At 62.6% G+C, this 17,135-nt stretch carries 14 protein-coding genes; 4 read left to right on the forward strand and 10 right to left on the reverse strand.

The window, feature by feature from the left end:
- Positions 1–304: 304 nt before the first annotated feature.
- The gene (locus tag JF616_16985; GenBank protein MBW8889453.1) at positions 305–1,279 is read right to left on the reverse strand and encodes a hypothetical protein; all 975 of its coding nucleotides are present in this window, start codon (positions 1,277–1,279) and stop codon (positions 305–307) included.
- Between the two features lie 86 nt (positions 1,280–1,365).
- Here JF616_16985 and JF616_16990 point away from each other — a divergent pair, with 86 nt between their 5' ends.
- Positions 1,366–1,992 carry an FHA domain-containing protein gene (locus JF616_16990; protein MBW8889454.1) on the forward strand — a complete coding sequence of 209 codons (627 nt, stop codon included), beginning with the start codon at positions 1,366–1,368 and terminating at the stop codon, positions 1,990–1,992.
- A gap of 28 nt (positions 1,993–2,020) precedes the next feature.
- Here the strand turns inward: JF616_16990 and JF616_16995 are convergent, their stop codons facing one another.
- The 8 genes from JF616_16995 to JF616_17030 all read right to left on the reverse strand — a co-directional run bounded on the left by JF616_16995 (position 2,021) and on the right by JF616_17030 (position 9,475).
- Positions 2,021–2,509, reverse strand: coding sequence for a 2-C-methyl-D-erythritol 2,4-cyclodiphosphate synthase (locus JF616_16995; protein MBW8889455.1), 489 nt, complete (start codon positions 2,507–2,509; stop codon positions 2,021–2,023).
- A gap of 47 nt (positions 2,510–2,556) precedes the next feature.
- A complete protein-coding gene (ispD, locus tag JF616_17000; protein MBW8889456.1) occupies positions 2,557–3,291 on the reverse strand; it encodes a 2-C-methyl-D-erythritol 4-phosphate cytidylyltransferase in 735 nt (244 codons plus the stop codon).
- A gap of 13 nt (positions 3,292–3,304) precedes the next feature.
- Positions 3,305–4,558, reverse strand: coding sequence for an argininosuccinate synthase (locus JF616_17005; GenBank protein ID MBW8889457.1), 1,254 nt, complete (start codon positions 4,556–4,558; stop codon positions 3,305–3,307).
- Between the two features lie 453 nt (positions 4,559–5,011).
- A complete protein-coding gene (locus JF616_17010; GenBank protein MBW8889458.1) occupies positions 5,012–5,626 on the reverse strand; it encodes a hypothetical protein in 615 nt (204 codons plus the stop codon).
- 222 nt (positions 5,627–5,848) lie between these two features.
- Positions 5,849–6,304 (reverse strand): cyclic nucleotide-binding domain-containing protein, encoded by a 456-nt coding sequence (locus JF616_17015; protein ID MBW8889459.1) that lies wholly within the window; start codon positions 6,302–6,304, stop codon positions 5,849–5,851.
- A gap of 26 nt (positions 6,305–6,330) precedes the next feature.
- Positions 6,331–7,512, reverse strand: a complete 1,182-nt coding sequence (locus JF616_17020; GenBank protein ID MBW8889460.1) for an acetylornithine/succinylornithine family transaminase — start codon at positions 7,510–7,512, stop codon at positions 6,331–6,333.
- Between the two features lie 96 nt (positions 7,513–7,608).
- Complete coding sequence (argB, locus tag JF616_17025; GenBank protein MBW8889461.1) at positions 7,609–8,412, reverse strand: acetylglutamate kinase; 804 nt, start codon at positions 8,410–8,412, stop codon at positions 7,609–7,611.
- A 16-nt stretch (positions 8,413–8,428) separates the two neighbouring features.
- Complete coding sequence (locus JF616_17030; GenBank protein ID MBW8889462.1) at positions 8,429–9,475, reverse strand: N-acetyl-gamma-glutamyl-phosphate reductase; 1,047 nt, start codon at positions 9,473–9,475, stop codon at positions 8,429–8,431.
- Positions 9,476–9,757: 282 nt separating this feature from the next.
- Between JF616_17030 and JF616_17035 the strand changes: the two genes are divergently transcribed.
- Complete coding sequence (locus tag JF616_17035) at positions 9,758–9,985, forward strand: ferredoxin (protein ID MBW8889463.1); 228 nt, start codon at positions 9,758–9,760, stop codon at positions 9,983–9,985.
- Positions 9,986–10,082: 97 nt separating this feature from the next.
- On the opposite strand, the gene JF616_17040 is transcribed toward JF616_17035, so the two are convergent.
- Complete coding sequence (locus tag JF616_17040) at positions 10,083–11,249, reverse strand: hypothetical protein (protein ID MBW8889464.1); 1,167 nt, start codon at positions 11,247–11,249, stop codon at positions 10,083–10,085.
- Positions 11,250–11,559: 310 nt separating this feature from the next.
- On the opposite strand from JF616_17040, the gene JF616_17045 reads away from it, so the two are divergent.
- Together JF616_17045 and dnaE are read left to right on the forward strand one after the other, a co-directional pair.
- Positions 11,560–13,365 carry a hypothetical protein gene (locus tag JF616_17045; protein MBW8889465.1) on the forward strand — a complete coding sequence of 602 codons (1,806 nt, stop codon included), beginning with the start codon at positions 11,560–11,562 and terminating at the stop codon, positions 13,363–13,365.
- A 9-nt stretch (positions 13,366–13,374) separates the two neighbouring features.
- Positions 13,375–16,953, forward strand: coding sequence for a DNA polymerase III subunit alpha (gene dnaE, locus JF616_17050; GenBank protein MBW8889466.1), 3,579 nt, complete (start codon positions 13,375–13,377; stop codon positions 16,951–16,953).
- Positions 16,954–17,135: the final 182 nt, after the last annotated feature.

Genomic DNA, 17,135 nt, shown 5'->3' on the forward strand with positions numbered 1-17,135 from the left:
GCCTCGACAGCCAAGCGTTACCGCATGCGCCAAACCCCGTCGCAGAAACCCTTCTCACCCCCCCGGTTCGCAAGAGCAGCGTGGATCCCGCGCCGGGCGGGTGTGCGCGGGGCGGCCAGTCAACGCGGGCAGCCGGGCTTCCCGGCGCATCGCAACCTTAAGCAGACTGCCTGCGACGATAGCGTATTTGAAGCGGAGTTTTCGCGGGCGCGCGCCAGGAAGCCCGGCTGATCGACCCATCCCGTCCACTAGCGTTGTCCGCCGCCGCACCGCGCACACCTGCCCGGAGCGGGACCCCTGCTGATCAGCCCTTCTCGCGCCGCATCCGGATAATCACTTCCACCTGATCCTGCGAAATCCGCAGGCGGCGGGATATTTCCGAGGAGGTCATCCCCTTGCGCGCCAGCTTCAGCACTTCGTCCTTGCGCCGCTCCACCCGTTCCACCTCGGTGGTGGGCGGCATCACGCCCAGGGTAGCGTCCGTGTTACCTGAGGCGTCCTCGTCTTCCATGGACAATCCGCCCGGCGGAGGCGTATCGGGAGATTCTCCCCAGCCCGGCCCTACTTGGAACAAGTGGGTCTCGCGTCCGTCGCCTTGGGCGGGCGGATGCTCCTTGGGGATCAAAGGCAGGGCCTGGGTTTCCGGTTCCTTCGAGCGAAAGCCGGCGCCCTTGCTGGGCGTTCCGGGGAGCGGGAGCAGATCGGTCGGGGGCGGCTCGGCCATCGGTCCCGGATCCGGTCGGGATATCCGCGCCACCTTTTTCACGGCGTCCTGGAATTCGGAAAGAGCGCGCGCATGGGCTTCGGAGGGGGCCGGCGCCGGGCGAGGGGATTTACCGGCCCGTGCGCGGGGCGCTCGACAACGGTTGCGCCCGCTCAGGAAACCAGCCAAGCCGCAAAGGAGGATCGCCGCCGCCGCCCCGGGCCCGTCCCAGTAACGCAGGGAATACGTCCAACTCAGGAACCCGGGTCCGCTGGGCTGCGCGTGGATGCGGGCCATCTCGCCGACGCGCGTGCGCCAGGCTTTATAGTCCCGCCAGACGCGCGCCTGCTCGGCGCGCAAGGAATCGGCTTCGGGTCCCTGGAGCGCGATGCGGGCGTCCGCCTGATTCAGCCATTCCTGGTAGGTATCCAGGCGGGAGCGGGCCTCGGCCAGGGCGGGGTCGGCGGAGAAATAAAGCACCTGCCGCAGCGGCGATGCATACAATCCCGCCAAGACGGCCAGACCTAAGCCTAAGCCGGCCAGCGCACCTAGGAAGATGGGCTTGACGCTCTGCATACGGGATCGGGCTAATACTAACAATAATCCCCTCCCCGGCTCCAGCTTGCACATTCCCCCGGCCAGGGCTATCTTCAGGGCCATCCATGGCCAAAATCGTCATCCGCTTCCAGAATCAGATCCTGGGCGAGACCCATTTGCGGCCGGGATTCAACACCATCGGCCGCCTGCCCGCCCACCCCATCTGCATCGAGAACCTGGGCATTTCCCGCAACCATGCCTTCATCCTGGGCGACATCGACGGGAAAATCTTCATCCTTGAGGATCTGCGCAGCCTCAACGGCACCTATCTCAACAAGAAGCGCGTCCACAAATGCATGCTGAAAGCCAACGACGTCATAACCATCGGTCAGCACGCGCTGGAATTCGTCGTCGAGGCGCAAAAGACGCAAGAACCGCCCATGGCCTATGCCGAATCCAAGTCGCCGGAACCCTGGCTCGAAGCCGCAGGGACGGAGGATGCCATCCCCTTGGTCAAGGAGACCACCTACTTCGGCAACAGCAGCAGCGATGACATCCATATCCCCGGCCTGATGATCGGAAAGCAATTCGCGAGCATCGATCGCAAGGGTACGGTCTGGGTCATCAACCTTTTGGTGAAACGCTTTTCCCACATCAAGGTGAACGGCGAAGAGGTGACCTCGGCGCGCCTCAAGGACGGGGACGCCATCGAGGTGGGTGGCGTCACCTTCACTTTCCGCCTGCCAGCTTAGCTGGCCGCCGGCATAGCCGGCCGCACGCCTAAGCCTCCGCGCGCATCGCGGTCGCGCAGGCGAAAGCCTGGATCCCCAAGCCCTTCCCGAAATCGGTAAGCCCTTCCCCGGAAGTCGCCGTGATCCCCACGTCCTCCGCGGCCAGCCCCAGCAAATCGGCCACCTTGGCCGTCATGGACGCCAGCACGGGCAGGATCTTGGGCCTACGACACTCCAAGGTTACGGAAACATGCGTGAGACGGTAGGCGATGCTCGCGAGATCCTCCAGGGCGCGCTCCAGGTAAACGGCGCTATCGGTAATCCCCGCCCGGCACAGCTTGTCCGCCACCGGTCCCAGAATGGGCTTTCCGGTGATCCCCGAGATGGCGTTGGTGATCGCGTGCAGCACCACGTCCGAATCGCTATTGCCTTCCAGCGCGAAATCCTCGCTGAGGATCACGCCGCCCAACACCAGGGCCTTGCCCGCGGCGGGTTCTTGGATGCGATGGCTGTCCTGCCCGATGCCGACCTTGAACATGCGTTTCCCCGATCTCCCCGGCTATCCCTGCCCGCTCAGCCGCCGCATCAGTCCGGCAAGGCTTCCCCGGATCCCAAGCGGGACGCCATCCAGCGGGCCCACTCCAGGTCGGCGGCTCCCGTAATCTTGCGATTGACGTCCGACCCGGCCACCCAGCGCACCGGGTAACCCGCCTGTTCCGCCATCATGGCTTCGTCGGTCGGGATGTCGCCCGACCAGATACGCCCATAAACCATCTCCAGCACCTGGCGCGGGAACACCTGCGGAGTCTGCACCAGAACGAGGCCGCGCCGATCCAGGGTACGCGTCACCCGATCCTCGTCCACCTGCTTCACGGTATCCGGCGAGTGTACGGCGGCGATGGCGCATGTGCCCGGACCCACCCCCTCCAGGCAGCGGCGGATGACCGCCGCCGAAACGAAAGGCCGCGCCACATCGTGGATCAAGGCATAGGGCAGTTTGGGATCGAGGAACTGGAATGCGTTGCGCACCGAGACCCAACGCTCCGGGCCGCCCTCCACCAGGCGCAGCTTGGGATGGGAAGCCGCCAAGGCCGCGAAGTCGGCCAGCTTTTCCTTCGGAAGCGCCAGCACGATGGACTTCACGCAGACCAGCGCGTGGAAGGCCTCCAGGGCATAGACCAACATGGGCTTGCCCGCCGCCAAGGGCAGGAACTGCTTGGGCTCGGAGGCGCCGGCCCGCAAGCCTTTGCCTCCCGCCGGCAGTATCACGCCGACCGGCGGCAAATCGATGCCCAGATCGGCGTCCGCGCTTCCTACCAAGTCCGGCCTTCCCTTAAATCTTCACCGGGCTCTTTTTGCCCAGCAGCAAGGCGCGCATCTTCATCGGCAGCCCCAAGCATTTGATGAAGCCGGTCGCGTCCTGCTGGTTATAAGTGTCTACGTCCGAGAAGCCGCCCAATCCCGGATCGTACAGGGAGAAGGGGCTATCCATCTTGGCCAACATGGCATTGCCCTTGTATAGCTTCAGGGTCACCTTGCCCGTCACCACTTCCTGCGTCTTATCGATGAAGGCGTCCAGCGATTGGCGCAAGGGCGTGAACCAGAAGCCGTCATATACCAGCTGGGCGTACTTCTGCCCGATGGACTGCTTGTAAAGCAAGGTATCGCGATCGAGGGTCAGCTGCTCCAGGAACTCGTGGGCGCGATACAGCAGCGCTCCGCCGGGAGTTTCGTACACGCCGCGGGACTTCATGCCCACCAAGCGGTTCTCCACCATGTCCACCAGGCCGCAGCCATGTTCGGCTCCCAAGGCGTTCAGCTTCTCCAGCAATTCCACCGCGCCCAGCCGCTTGCCGTCCAGGCCCACCGGGATGCCCTTGTTGAATTCGATCTCGACGTAGCCCGGCTTGTTGGGCGCCTTCTCCGGCGTCTTGGTCCAGCGCAGCATGTCCCAGCCATGCTCTTGATCCGGATGCTCGAGCAAGCCGCCTTCATGCGACAGATGCCAAAGGTTGCCGTCCTCGGAGTAGATCTTCTTCTTCGAGACGGTGAGCGGGATGTTGCGCGCTTCGGCGTATTCGATGGCATCCTCGCGCGAGCGGATCTTCCACTTGGGATCCTTCCAAGGCGCGATGATCTTGAGGCGCGGATTCATGGCCATGTAGGTCAGCTCGAAGCGCACCTGATCATTGCCTTTGCCGGTGGCCCCATGCGAAACCGCGTAGGCGCCTTCCTTCTCGGCGATAAGAACCTGATGCTTGGCGATGAGCGGCCGGGCCATGGAGGTCCCGAGCAGGTACTGGCCCTCGTAGCGCGCCCCCGCCTTCAGCACCGGCCACGCGTATTCTTCCAGGAATTCCTTCTTGAGATCGAGCACGTAACACTTGGACGCGCCGGTGGCGAGCGCCTTCTTCTTGAGCGGATCGGTTTCGATCTTCCCCTGCCCGATGTCCGCCGCGTAAGCGATGACTTCGACATCGTAATTCTCGATCAACCAGGGGATGATCACCGACGTGTCGAGGCCGCCGGAATACGCCAATACAACCTTCTGTTTGCCGCCGCTCTTGGCGGAACCCTTCTTCGCCATGGTCCCTTTCGCGCGGCGCTCGGCCGCTGAATTTCAGGGGTCCTAATGTAGTAATGGGCGCGTTGGGCCGGGGGCGGGGCGTTCTTCCCGCGCTTCGGTTTGGGTCGCCGCTCGTTCGCATGGCGCGGGGCCGGGGCGCGAGCGCGGCTCGATGTGGGTCTCGGTCGGTGCGGGTGTCTCGGTCGGCTCAGGCGAGGCTCGCCGTTTGTTTCGGTCGATGCGCATTCGCGGAATCGGGGGCGCCCGCGCATTTGAAGAGCGCGGGCTTTCGATCTCATCCAGTCTATTCCGATTCCGCGAATGCGCTTCGCCTCGATTCGCCGCCCGAGACACCCGCCCCGCCCGGCCCCTGGATCGGCCGCGATCGCGCCCCGGTCCCGCGCCTGCGGTCTTGCGGGGTCCAAGCTCGCGGTCGGGATTGACGGCGCCGACGGGCCGGCGCGCTTTGGGTTCTCAACCCTCGAGAAGGGCGATCGGAATTCCGAATAGGGTCCCGATCAGCATGCCCAATAGGCCCGAGTCGAGAACTCTGTTTCCTGAGCTGGACCGGCCCAGGCCGCCGATCTGTCGGCTGTAATAGATTCCCATTACGCCTCCCGTCAATGCGGAAGCGAAGAGGGTGAGGCCCCCGCCGCCTCGATCTTTCCGGACCGTTCTATGCGGAATGGGAATGCGTAGAAAGACTTCTTCGATATCCTCGGTCCGGAGGTTTGCCTGTATGGAGTCGGGATTTCCCATTCCATCCCGGAAGGCGAGGGAAACCGTGGCGGTACCGTGCCTCCAGCCATTCCAGGTTTCCCCCGTCACGGGGAGCGCTGCTTGCGCGCGGCGGATGGCCAGCTCGGATATGACCAGGCGATTGCCGTGCGTCAATAGGCGAGCACTATCCTTGCGTTTCGCGAGGAGGACCCGTCCGGAATCCGCGTACCCGATGGGTAAGGTGTCTGGGCCGATCCGCAAATAAACGTGGCTGCCCTCAGGGATGACGGCCACCCCCGCCGGCACCAGTTTTTCGTCTGCCCAAAGCGATCCGATGGTAACGGCAACCAAAAGAATCTTGGTCAACATGGCTTCCGCCCGTCCTCTCCGTAGCCGCTCCAAGGCGCCTGGTCATGGCCGTGGATCGAATGTTTAGCTTTGCGTGGCTGGCCGGAAAAGTATGCGCCGTGGATAGCTTTGTCAATATGGGCCGGGATTGCCCGACCAGTTCAACACGATGTATTGACAATCAATGTCAATACATCGTGTTGATAAGCGCGCCTAAGATATGTCCGGCGTGGGCGGAAGGCTTCATGCTGCGGGAGAGACCGGACCGGGGGGAGCGGGTTTGTCTTCATCAAGCTTCAACCCGTTGGTTTCCAGCACTTGCATGACGGCGGCCAGGCGATCGTTGGTGTTGCGGAGGCGGTTGATCAGGATCTTCACGAAGTTCACCACCCAGGGCGCCAGCGAGGCCATTTGGCTCTCGAACATGTCGTTGGTGATGATGAGGACTTCGGTGAAATCCAGGGCGCGGACGGAGGCGTCGCGCTGGGTCTGGCCCAACATGGCCATCTCGCCGAACATGCTCCCGGGGCCCAAGGTGGCCAGTTCGATTTCCCGCGGGCCATTCGGTCCCGGCATGGTTTTGAAAACCGAGACCCGCCCGCTTTGGACGCTATAGATGCCGTCGGCGTCGGCGCCTTGCGTGAAAATGATCTCGTTGGCCGCGTAGGCGCGCACGACTTTCTTGAAAAGCTTGGCCACGGCGGGGCTCCGGGTGAGGGATGGCCCTATTCTACCATCGCCTTCCCGAGGCGTTCAATCAACTCCCCGATTTCCTCCCGGGCGATGTTCAAGGCCGGCAGCAAACGGATCACGTCCTGCCCCGCGCGGTGGACCAGCAAGCCTTGCTCGCGGCAGGCCCGTTGGAACGCCCCCAAATCCCCGCCATAGCGGAAGCCGATCAAGAAGCCTTTGCCCACCACCGGCCCCCAGGGCCCGCCATTCCCCTGCTTGGCCGCCTTAGCCGCCACCAAGGATTCCAGATCAGTCCGCAATCGCGTCATGCGCGCGCGCGCGTCGGCCATGAATCCTTCCCGGCTTAACTCGGCCAGCACGGCCAGGCCCGCGGCGCAGGCCACCGGATTGCCTCCGAAGGTGGACCCGTGATCGCCGGCATGGATGGAGGCGGCCACCGATTTCTTCAGGAGCACCGCGCCCAGCGGTAAACCCCCGCCCAGCGGCTTGGCCAAGGTGATCAGATCGGGATCCAGCCCCAGCGCGCGCGAGGCCAGGAACTCGCCCGTGCGGCCGCAACCGGTTTGCACTTCATCCGCGATCAGCAGTACGCCGCGCGCTTGGGCCTCCTTCAAGGCTTGTGCCATGGCCGGTTCCATGGGAATGATCCCGCCCTCCGCTTCCACGGGTTCGAAAATGATCGCGGCGGTATCGTCGTTCAAGGCCGTACGCAGGGCCCCGGCATCGTTCACGGGAAGGGCGCGGAAGCCTTCCGGCAAAGGCCCGAAACCCTTGCGGATCTTATCCTGGCCGGTGGCCGCCATGGCGCCGTAGGTCCGGCCGTGGAAGGAATGCGTGAAGGAGAGGATGCCGATCTTGCCGGGCTTGCCTTGTTCCGGCCAATGCCGGCGCGCGAATTTGATCGCGCCTTCGTTGGCCTCGGTCCCGCTGTTGCAGAAGAAGGCGGCATCCATGCCGGCCAGCGCGCAAAGTTCGTCGGCCAGCTTGGCCTGCGGCTCCAACAGGTAAAGGTTGCTGGCATGCATGAGCTTGCCCAACTGCTCCTGGATGGCGGCGACCACGGGCGGATGCAAATGCCCGAAGGCGTTCACGGCCACGCCTTGCACGCAATCGAGATAACGGTTGCCCATGTCGTCCCAAACCCACGATCCGCGTCCGCGTACGATGGCCAGATCCCGAGGGCCGTAATTCTGGAGGAGATGTGTTTGGTCCATAATTGATTGGGGTAAAGGGTTCAGGGTTCAGGGTACAGAAGGATCAACCTCACATGTAGACCCTGTACCCTGAACCCTGTGCCCCTTCCCCGCCTTTCACTTGATTATCGTCCCGCCATTCGCGCGTCCTTCGACCTGCGCGGCGAAAGCGGGTTTGTCGGTCCATTTGCAGATCTCCACTTGCCCGATGCCCTGCCCCAACGCCGCCAGGCATGATCGCAGCTTCGGGATCATCCCGCCGCTGGCCACGCCGTCGCGGATCAGGGCTTCGATGGCCGGGCCGTCCAGGGTCGGCAACCGCGTGCCGTCGGTCCCGCGCACGCCTTCCACGTCGGACACGAAAATCAGCTTGGATGCCTTGAGTGCTGCGGCCAGCGCCGAGGCCGCATCGTCCGCGTTCACGTTGTAATGCGCCTGCGCGCGGTCCACCGAAATCGGCGAGACCACGGGCAGGAAGCCGCCCGCCAAAAGCGTGGTGACCAAGGCGGTATCCACCTGGGCGATGCGCCCGACCTGGCCGAGCTCGGAAGAGATGGGTTCGCAGATGAAAGTGGGGCCGTCCACGCCCGAAAGGCCCGCCGCGGCCGCTCCGCCCGCGTTCAATAAGCCCACCAGCTTTTTGTTCACGTAGCCGCTCAAGGTCATCTCCACCACCTTGAGGGCCGCCGCGCCGGTCACGCGCATGCCATCCTTGAAGACCGGTTCTTCGCCCAACCAAGCCAGATGGCGGTTGATATCCTTGCCCCCTCCATGCACGAGGACCAAAGGTCCCGGAGCCGAACCGGCCGCGCCGCGGTGCAAGCCGGCAAGGGCGGCGCATAACCCGGCGAGGGATCCTTCATCGTCCATCATGGACCCGCCGATCTTGACGACGACGGGACGGGAAAGCGGGGGAGTCACGCGCCGGTTACCTATGTCAGGCGAGGCCGAGGGAAGCCGGCAGCCCTAAGGCCAGGTTCATGTTCTGCAGGGCCTGGCCCGATGCGCCCTTGACCATATTGTCGATCACCGATACGATGATCAGCTTGCCGCCGCCCGCGGGCTGGTAGGCCTTCATGTGGCACAGGTTGGAGTGCTTCACGTCCCCGGTGCGCGGGAAATCCTCCCGCACCCGCACGAAGGCCGCGCCGGCGTAGGCCTCTTTCAGGCAGGCGGTCGCCGCGGCCTCGTCCTTGCCCGGCATCAGATCGCAATAAATGGTGGAAAGGATCCCGCGCTCCATGGGGATCAGATGCGCCGTGAAAAGCAGTTCCACCTTGCGCCCGGCCGCCAGCGACACCTGTTCCATGATCTCCACGCGATGCCGATGCTTATCGCCTACGCCGTAAGCGGCCACGCTTTCGTTGGCGTAGACGTAATGCGTGGTTTCCGTGGCTTTCTTGCCCGCGCCCGACACGCCCGACTTGGCATCGATGATGATGCCGTCCGGCGAGACGATGCCGGCCTTGACCAACGGGAACAAAGGCAAGAGGGCCGAAGTGGGATAGCAGCCCGGGTTCGCGATCAGGCGGGTCCGCTTGATCTCCTCCGCATGCACCTCGGAGAGGCCGTAACACGCGCGTTTCAGGACCTCCGGCATGGGATGCGCGTGGGCGTACGCCTTCTGGTAGGCGTCCAGGTCCTGCAGGCGGAAGTCCGCGGAAAGATCGATGACCAGGGTCTTCCCGTTCGCGATGAAGGGGGCGGCGCAAGCCGCCGAGGCGCCGTGGGGCAGGCAGGAAAACACCACGTCGGGCCGCGAGTCCTTGATCTCCTCGAAAGCGCGCAGGATATCCGCCGAGGCGGGCAAACGTCCCTGGAATTGGGGGTACACCTTCCCATATGGGGTCCCGGGCTGGGATTCCGAGCTGAGCCAGGCCAATTCCAATTGCGGATGCCGTAGGGCCAGCACCATCAATTCCTGCCCCGTGAAGCCCGTGGCCCCCAGGATTCCGACCGTATACGCCATTGCTGTGCCCGCCATGCCTTGAAAGGTCCCCGCAAAGTTAGCAAGGGCAGGGGGGGCTGTGTAGCGGCGGTCCTATTCAAGATAGGTCGCAAACGCAATAAGTCCCGGCGTGGGGGCGACTTAAGCCGAGACCGGGATCGCGTGCCATTCTTGCCAAAGGGGTTCGCGCCAAGTATCTTCTCTGCTCCCGAAGGCAGTAAAAGCACGGTGCGGAAAAGCCTGCCGAAATGACAGGCATGATGCCGGGACGGCAAGCCGGGTAGTAGATTTATTCCGGATTAACAGGAGTTCGAGGCAATGGCCATCACGAAGGTTTGGTTGGACGAAAGCGAAAACGAATGCACCATGTGCGGGGCGTGCGAAGCCACTTGTCCCGAGGTGTTCGAAGTTCCGGAAAAAATGGTGATCAAGGCCGGCGCCAAGCTGGAATTGACCGATGAGATCGTGGAAGCCGCCGAAGGCTGCCCGGTCGGCACCATCGGGATCGAATACGACGGCAGCGGCAAACGCGACAATCCCATGTGAAAGCAGGTCTCCGCCCCGGCGGATCCTGATTCGACGCGAAGCGAAGGCCGGCCGCAAGGACCGGCCTTTTCTATTGCCCGACGTTAACGTCGCGGACTCAGTGGGGGCGAGGGAAAGCGAGCCAGGGAGCGCGTCCGACCCGTCCCAGCGCATCGCGGACGGGAAGGCGGAACGGCATGGGCATACCGGCCGCATCCAGGCGGACGGATCCACGGTTCATCGTGGTTGCCCCCCCTTGGCAGTTTTTCTTCCAATAGGCCGGCGTCCAATTGGCGTCGAATACGGCCTTGGAGTCCGAAGACGTGCATTGGTTGTCGGTCCTTCCGGCCCGCAAGTACATCTCACCCCACCCGTCCCACGAGCGCAGCGGATCATAATGGGTAGAATCGCCCAGGTGCCATCCCGGCGGCTTTTCCGATAGGCTATCGTAACTGAGGAAGTTCTTCGCCCAACGGTAAGCCAGGGGATTTCCCGCGCAGCCCGCCTTGGCCGAATCGACGAACTGGTTATAACCCCAGGAAACGAACATGCTCTTGCCCGCGCCGAAATCCGAAGCGGTGGTCCAGAACGGGATCTTCATTTCCACGCCCACCCAGGTGGTATCCGACGACGAATGCGGGGATACCGCCACGGTAATGCCGCTGGGGATGGTCGCGGGAGTCTGGAAACGGTCCGCGGAAGTGCGGTCGCGGTAAAACCACCTGCTTTCATGGTAAGAGATGGGCTTGCTTACCTGGATGGTATGCGGCGAGGTTCCGTAGATGAGGCCGCTGGCATCGGCGGTGAAATAGGATTGGTAGATGGCGGCGTCGGTGCTCCAGGGCGATGGATCCACGTAGACCTCGGCGGCGTCGGTCTTCCACAAATCCGAGGCCGCGCAACCGAAGGCCTTGGGATCGGCGAAGGAGCGCGCCCTGACGAGGAAGAAAAAGTACAGCGCCTTCGAATCGAAGGCCGCCATGAAGGTGACGCTTCCCGTGTCCGGATTCTTCACGTACTTGGCGGGATCATCGTTGCGCGGGCCTACGGGCTGCAAGATGACCATCTTGGAAAAATCCTCGAGGTTGATGAGGGAATAGGCGTCCTTGGCGTACAAGGTGCGCCAGAGGGAATCGGGTTTGCCGTCGATGGCAAAGGCGTTGTCGGCCACCTGGTAGGCGAATATGGGTCCGCCGCTATACAAGGCGCGGGCGGGTTGCGCGCAAAGGAGGGCGATGAGCGCGGGCAATACGCGGGCAGCGGAATGGATGGCGAACGGTCTCATGGCTGAACCGGAATTCTTTCCCAGGCGTTAAACCGATCCAGGGAAGCAATTCCAGGGCCAATGGGCCGGGCCGGGAGGCGACCGGGAATCCGAGGCATTTCCCAAGAAATATAATGGGTTTTATGGATCGAAAGCATGGGGGGAAACCGGAACCAGCAAAATTTGACCGGAACATTGAAGCTATATTTACCCACTTCCACTTTACGCGAGCGGGTGATTCGGATTGCTTTCCCTTTTTGAATTCCTGACGGCGGCCCCAAAATCCTTTGTTATCAAGCTCCATCGCCGAGATCAGCCGGGCGAAGGCTTGATGCAGGCGGGCAAGGTTATCGAGCTCGTTCACGAATGGGCGCTCCGCCCGGAACGCGTTGCCGCCGTTCTGGCCGGCGCCGATGCGTCGGGGCGGCATCTGCTGGCCCTGGTCTATGCCGCCGAAGAACGGGGCGCGACGGAAGCCGAACTGCTGGGTTGCCTCGACGGGTTCCCCCCTTCCCAGGCATTGATGCTTTTGGGCAAGTTGGAGCAGGACCTGCTCTTGTACTCCCGTGAAGGCGAGAAAACCCCCAGCTATCATGGCTTCCAGGATCTGGCCGGAATGGTATTGCCCACCGCCTTGGCCGAACTCGCCGCCGCGGGACAGGGCATAGAATCGGCGGCCTGGATCGCCTACCGCCACTTCCTGCTTTCGCACTTGTGCCATTTCCTGGCGCAAGTCGCCTTAGGAAGCGCCAAAATCACCCAAAGCGGTGAATTGCATCGCAAGGATGCGCAGGAACTGGCCAATCGCTTCGCCTTCGGAGAGCGCCTTTCCGGCGCCTTGGCCGACGAAGAGGTGCAATTCCTCCTTCATTTCGCCGTCACGGCCGGCCTCGTGCTTCAGGAAGACGGAACCCTGCGCCTTTCCTCCGAGGGCAAAGCCTTCCCGGGCCTGGAACGGGAAGAAGCCTGGCGCCGCTTCGCGGCTTGGTGGCTGCGCTCGCGGGTGCGCGGGTTGTCCGCGGCCTTGGAGGCCTTCGCGGGCTTTCCGGCGGAACCGATCGCGTACAAGGCTTCGGCCTGGGCCAACCTGCTGTGGATCCATTCCGGCGCGTATCGCAAAACCTATGGGGATCCAAAGACATCTTATACCTGGGAGAACCTGCCGCGGGCCTTGCAAGAAATGTGGTTATTGGGCTTGGTCGATTTCGGTTTGGCCAAGGGACGCATCGCCTGGGTCCGCCCGGACCGCGAGGCCATGGCGCGGGCGGTCTCCCAAGTCCCCGCGGTTCCCGTGCCGTCTCCCGCGCGTCCCATCAGCCTGCCCAATCTGGAGACCTTGGTCCCCTTGGACGCGCCCCTCGAGCGCCTCGCGCAACTCGAACTGGTCGCGCTCAAAAGCAATGATGAATTCATGGGGCGTTGGCGTTTCACCAAGGAGTCGGTGATCAAAGGCTTGCAGGCGGGGCTTACCCCGGAGAAGTTCGCCGGCCTTTTGACCTGGCTCGGCTTCGAAGCGCATGCCCGCCAGACCCTGCTCGAATGGGCCGCCACCTACTCTTCCACCATGTTCCTGGACACCTTGGTACTGAAGGTGTCCGATCCGGTACGCTTCCGGGAACTGCAAGAGATCCCCCAATTCCTCGAGCTCATAACGGAAGTCATTCCCGGTTATGGCTTCTCCTTAAGCCGGCAGAACAAGCCGCGCGTGCGGGAATTGCTCCACCATTTCGGATTGGTGCCGGGCGAAGACGCCCGCCGCATCGTCGAGCTCGCGCCCGTGGCCTTGGCCGGCGCCGCGCAGGCCTGGGAGTTTTCCAAACCCGATGCGGGACCTCCCGCCTATCGTGAGACCCCCGGCAACCTCAAGGTCGCGCCTCCCCAACCCCAGGATCCGGCCTCGCAAGCTTCCCGCGAGCAGGAACTGGCCGTCAAGATGGAAACCCTGGAGGGGGCCATCGCGGCAGGGAAGAAGGTGGAGTTCAGCTATGCGGCGCCTACCCTCAAGCGGCTCTCCTTCAAGCCGCTGCTGATCCTCAAGCATAAGGATCCGCCCAAGGTGATCGGCATCGAAGCCGATTCCGGCCATCGCAACGAATACGTGCTGGAGCAGATGAAGGCCCTCAGGGTACTGGAGTAGGATCGGGCCATGGAAGTCCCCTTCGCGCCTTCGGTGCCTTTCGTGCATCTCCACACCCACTCCGAGTACTCCATGCTCCAATCCTCGGCGCGCATCGGCGCCTTGGTCAAGAAAGCGCTGGAGCTGAAGCAGCCCGCCTTGGCCCTCACCGATCATGGCAACATGTTCGGGATGCTGGAATTCCACACCTACGCCAAGAAGAACGGCATCAAGGCCCTGCTCGGCTGCGATTTCTACGTGGCCCCGGACAGCCGCAAGAATACGGTTTACTCCGCCAACCAGCCGGCCTGGCATAAGCTGATCCTCATCGCGTATACCGATCAGGGTTACAAGAACCTGATGAAAATCTGTTCGGACGGGTACCTGGACGGCTACCACCAGAAGCCGCGCATCGATCATGAATCCCTGCAAGGCCGCAGCGAAGGCCTTATCTGCCTGACCTCCAATTACCAGGGCGAAGTGGGATACGCCTTGGGGAAAGGCAACGAGAAGAAGGCGAAGGAGCTGCTGGAAGCCTACGCGGGCCTTTTCGGCAAGGAGAACGTCTATCTCTGCCTGCAATCCCACGGCATGCCGGATGAGGAAGCCACCAACCGGCGTTTCCTGGAACTGCACAAATCCGAAGGCTGGCAGCTGGTGGCGGTGAACGACGTGCATTACCTGGATCGGCAGGACGCCGACGCCCATGAGGTGATGCTGTGCATCGAGAGCGGCTACAAGATGAAGGATCCCGCGCGGCCGCGCTTTCCTTCCGACCAATTCCATATGCGCACAGGCGCGGAAATGCACGCCCTCTTCAAGGATTATCCCGGCGCCATCGAGAATACCGTCCTTATCGCCGAACGTTGCAACGTGACCATCGAGTTCGGCAAGTTGCATCATCCCCAGTTCCCCATCCCGCCGGAGTTCACGGACTCCGACGCTTACCTGGCGCATCTCTCCCGGGAAGGCCTCGCCCGGCGTTACCCCGAAGTCATCCCCGCCCTCGAAGCACGGTCCCGCGATCCCGAAGGCCCCGCCAACCATCCCCTCATCGAACGCATGGAGTTCGAGCTGCAGGTGATGGCGCGCATGAAGGTCGCCGGCTACATGCTCATCGTGCAGGATTTCATCAACGCCGCGCGCCATAAAGGCATCCCCGTGGGCCCGGGCCGCGGTTCGGCCGTAGGCTCCCTGGTCTCGTACGCGGTGGGCATCACCGACGTCGATCCCATCCGCTTCAATCTCCTGTTCGAGCGCTTCCTCAATCCCGAGCGCGTGTCCATGCCCGATATCGACACCGATTTTTCCGACAACGATCGGCAAGAGGTGATCCAATACGTGGTGGACAAGTACGGTAAGGATTCCGTATCGCAGATCGTCACCTACGGCCGCATGAAGGCCAAGATGGTATTGCGCGACGTGGGCCGCGTGATGGGCTTCGAGCCGCAGCGCCTGAACCAGCTCTGCAAGCTGTTCCCGGCCAATAATCCTTTCGCCGATTTGCTTACCGCCTTCGAGGAATCGCCCGATCTCAAGAAGGAATTCGAAGCCGAACCCGGCCTGGAAAACCTCAAGGCCATCGCGCTCAAGCTGGAAGGGCTGGTGCGCCAGGCGGGGATGCACGCCGCCGCCGTCATCATCGCGCCCAAGGCCATCGTCAATTTCGCGCCCCTGTTCAAGCAGCCGGGATCCGATCAGGTGATGATCCAGTACGACAAGACGTACTCCGAGGATATCGGCCTGCTGAAGATGGACTTCCTGGGCCTGCGCAACCTGTCCGTGATCCAGGATTGCCTCCAGCAGGTGAAGGCCTCCGTGGGGCTCGACATCGATCCGCTCAAGCTTCCCGAAGACGACGGGCCCACCTTCCGCTTATTGGGCAAGGGCCTCACGGTGGGCGTGTTCCAGTTCGAATCCGGAGGCATGCAGGATTACCTGCGCAAGCTGAAGCCGACGGTGATCGAGGATCTGATCGCCATGAACGCCTTGTACCGTCCGGGCCCGATGGAATACATCCCCCAATACATCGCGCGCAAGAACGGCCACGAAGCGCCGGATTATTACCATCCCAACCTCGAACCCATCCTCAAGGAGACTTACGGCGTCATCGTGTACCAGGAACAGGTGATGCAATTGGCCCAGGTCCTTTCCGGCTTCTCCCTGGGCAGCGCCGATCTCTTGCGCCGCGCCATGGCCAAGAAGGACCTCAAGAAGATGGACGACATCAAGCCCAAGTTCGTGGGCGGCGCCAAGGATCGCGGCTACGATCCCAAGCTGGCGGAGCGCATCTGGGAAGTGCTGGTGCCTTTCTCCAGCTACGCCTTCAACAAATCGCACTCGGCCGCTTACGCGGCGGTGGCCTACCAGACCGCCTATCTCAAGGCCCATTACCCGGCCCAGTTCATGGCGGCCAACATGAACTCTGAAATGCATGACACCACGCGTCTGGTGATCCTGCTGAACGATTGCCGCTCCTTGGGGCTGGACGTGCTCTTCCCCGCCATCAACACCAGCCAAGCCAAGTTCACCGAAAAGGAAGGCAAGATCGTATACGGCCTGGCCGGCATCAAGAACGTGGGCCTCTCGGCGGTGGAGCAGATCGTCGCCGAGCGCGACAAGCGCGGGCCCTTCGTTTCCATTTTCGACTTGTGCAAACGCGTGGACGGCCAATACCTGAACCGTCGCGCGCTGGAATCCCTCATCCTGGCGGGGGCGCTGGACGAATTCCCGGTCAACCGGGCCCAGCTTTTCGCCGTGGTCGAAACCGCCTTGGCCTATGCCGCTTCCTTCCAGGCCGATCGATCCGTCGGGCAGGTCTCCTTGTTCGGCGACGGCAGCGTTTCGGCCGGCGCCTCCATGGATACCGGCGAGCCGCCCATGCCCGAGGTGGAAGCCTGGCCGTATAACGAAATGCTCGAGAAGGAAAAGGAAGTGCTGGGTCTCTTCCTTTCGGGCCATCCGCTCGAGCCCTTCCGCGCGGAACTGAAGGGCTTCGCCACCTGCCCCCTCGATCCCGATCGGCTGCGGCAAGCCGTGGGGGAAATCAAACCGGAAAAACCCAAGGACGGCGAACGCTTCCGCGGACCGCAAGGCGCGCCCGTGGTCCTCGGCGGGATGATTACCCGGCTCAAGACCAAGCTTTCCCAGAAAGACAACCGCACTTTCGCCTTCGCCGAACTCGAGGACTTCGTCGGCAAGGTCGAGGTCACCCTCTGGTCGGACGTTTTCGAGGAGGTACGCCACCTCGTGGAGATCGACTCCATGGTTTTAATCCGGGGCAACCTCACCTGGAACGAAGAACTGGCCATGTTCAAGCTCAACGCGCAGAAGGTGATCGGCCTGCAAGAGGCGCGGGAACGCCTGACACGCAGCGTGCACGTTCGCCTCCGTACCCTCGGCCTGCAACAGGAAGACGTCTCCCAACTGCATGCGTTGTGCGCGGGCCATGAGGGGAATTGCCATGTAGTGCTCCACCTGGAGCATCAAGGCGGCGAGATGGCTATGGTAAGCGAAAAGCTCAAGATTTCCGCCGAAAAAGCCTGCACCGCATCCCTCGCCGGCCTGGTGGGCGAGGAGAACGTTTGGCTGAGCGCCAAATCCGCCTGAAACACATCCTACTGCCCTGATTTCAGCTTTTATTGCCGGAGAAGGGGCGGATTTCGCCCTGTAGAGGGGGAAAATACGGGCCGCAAAATCAGGGATTTCCGATTACATTAAACGGCTGTTCGGGGGGGGCTCGGACCGAAAATTTTCCTGGAGTGGCGATGAATTGTTTGGCTCGCAACGCA

Source organism: Fibrobacterota bacterium, assembly GCA_019509785.1.
In the GTDB taxonomy this organism is placed as follows: Bacteria; Fibrobacterota; Fibrobacteria; order UBA11236; family UBA11236; genus Chersky-265.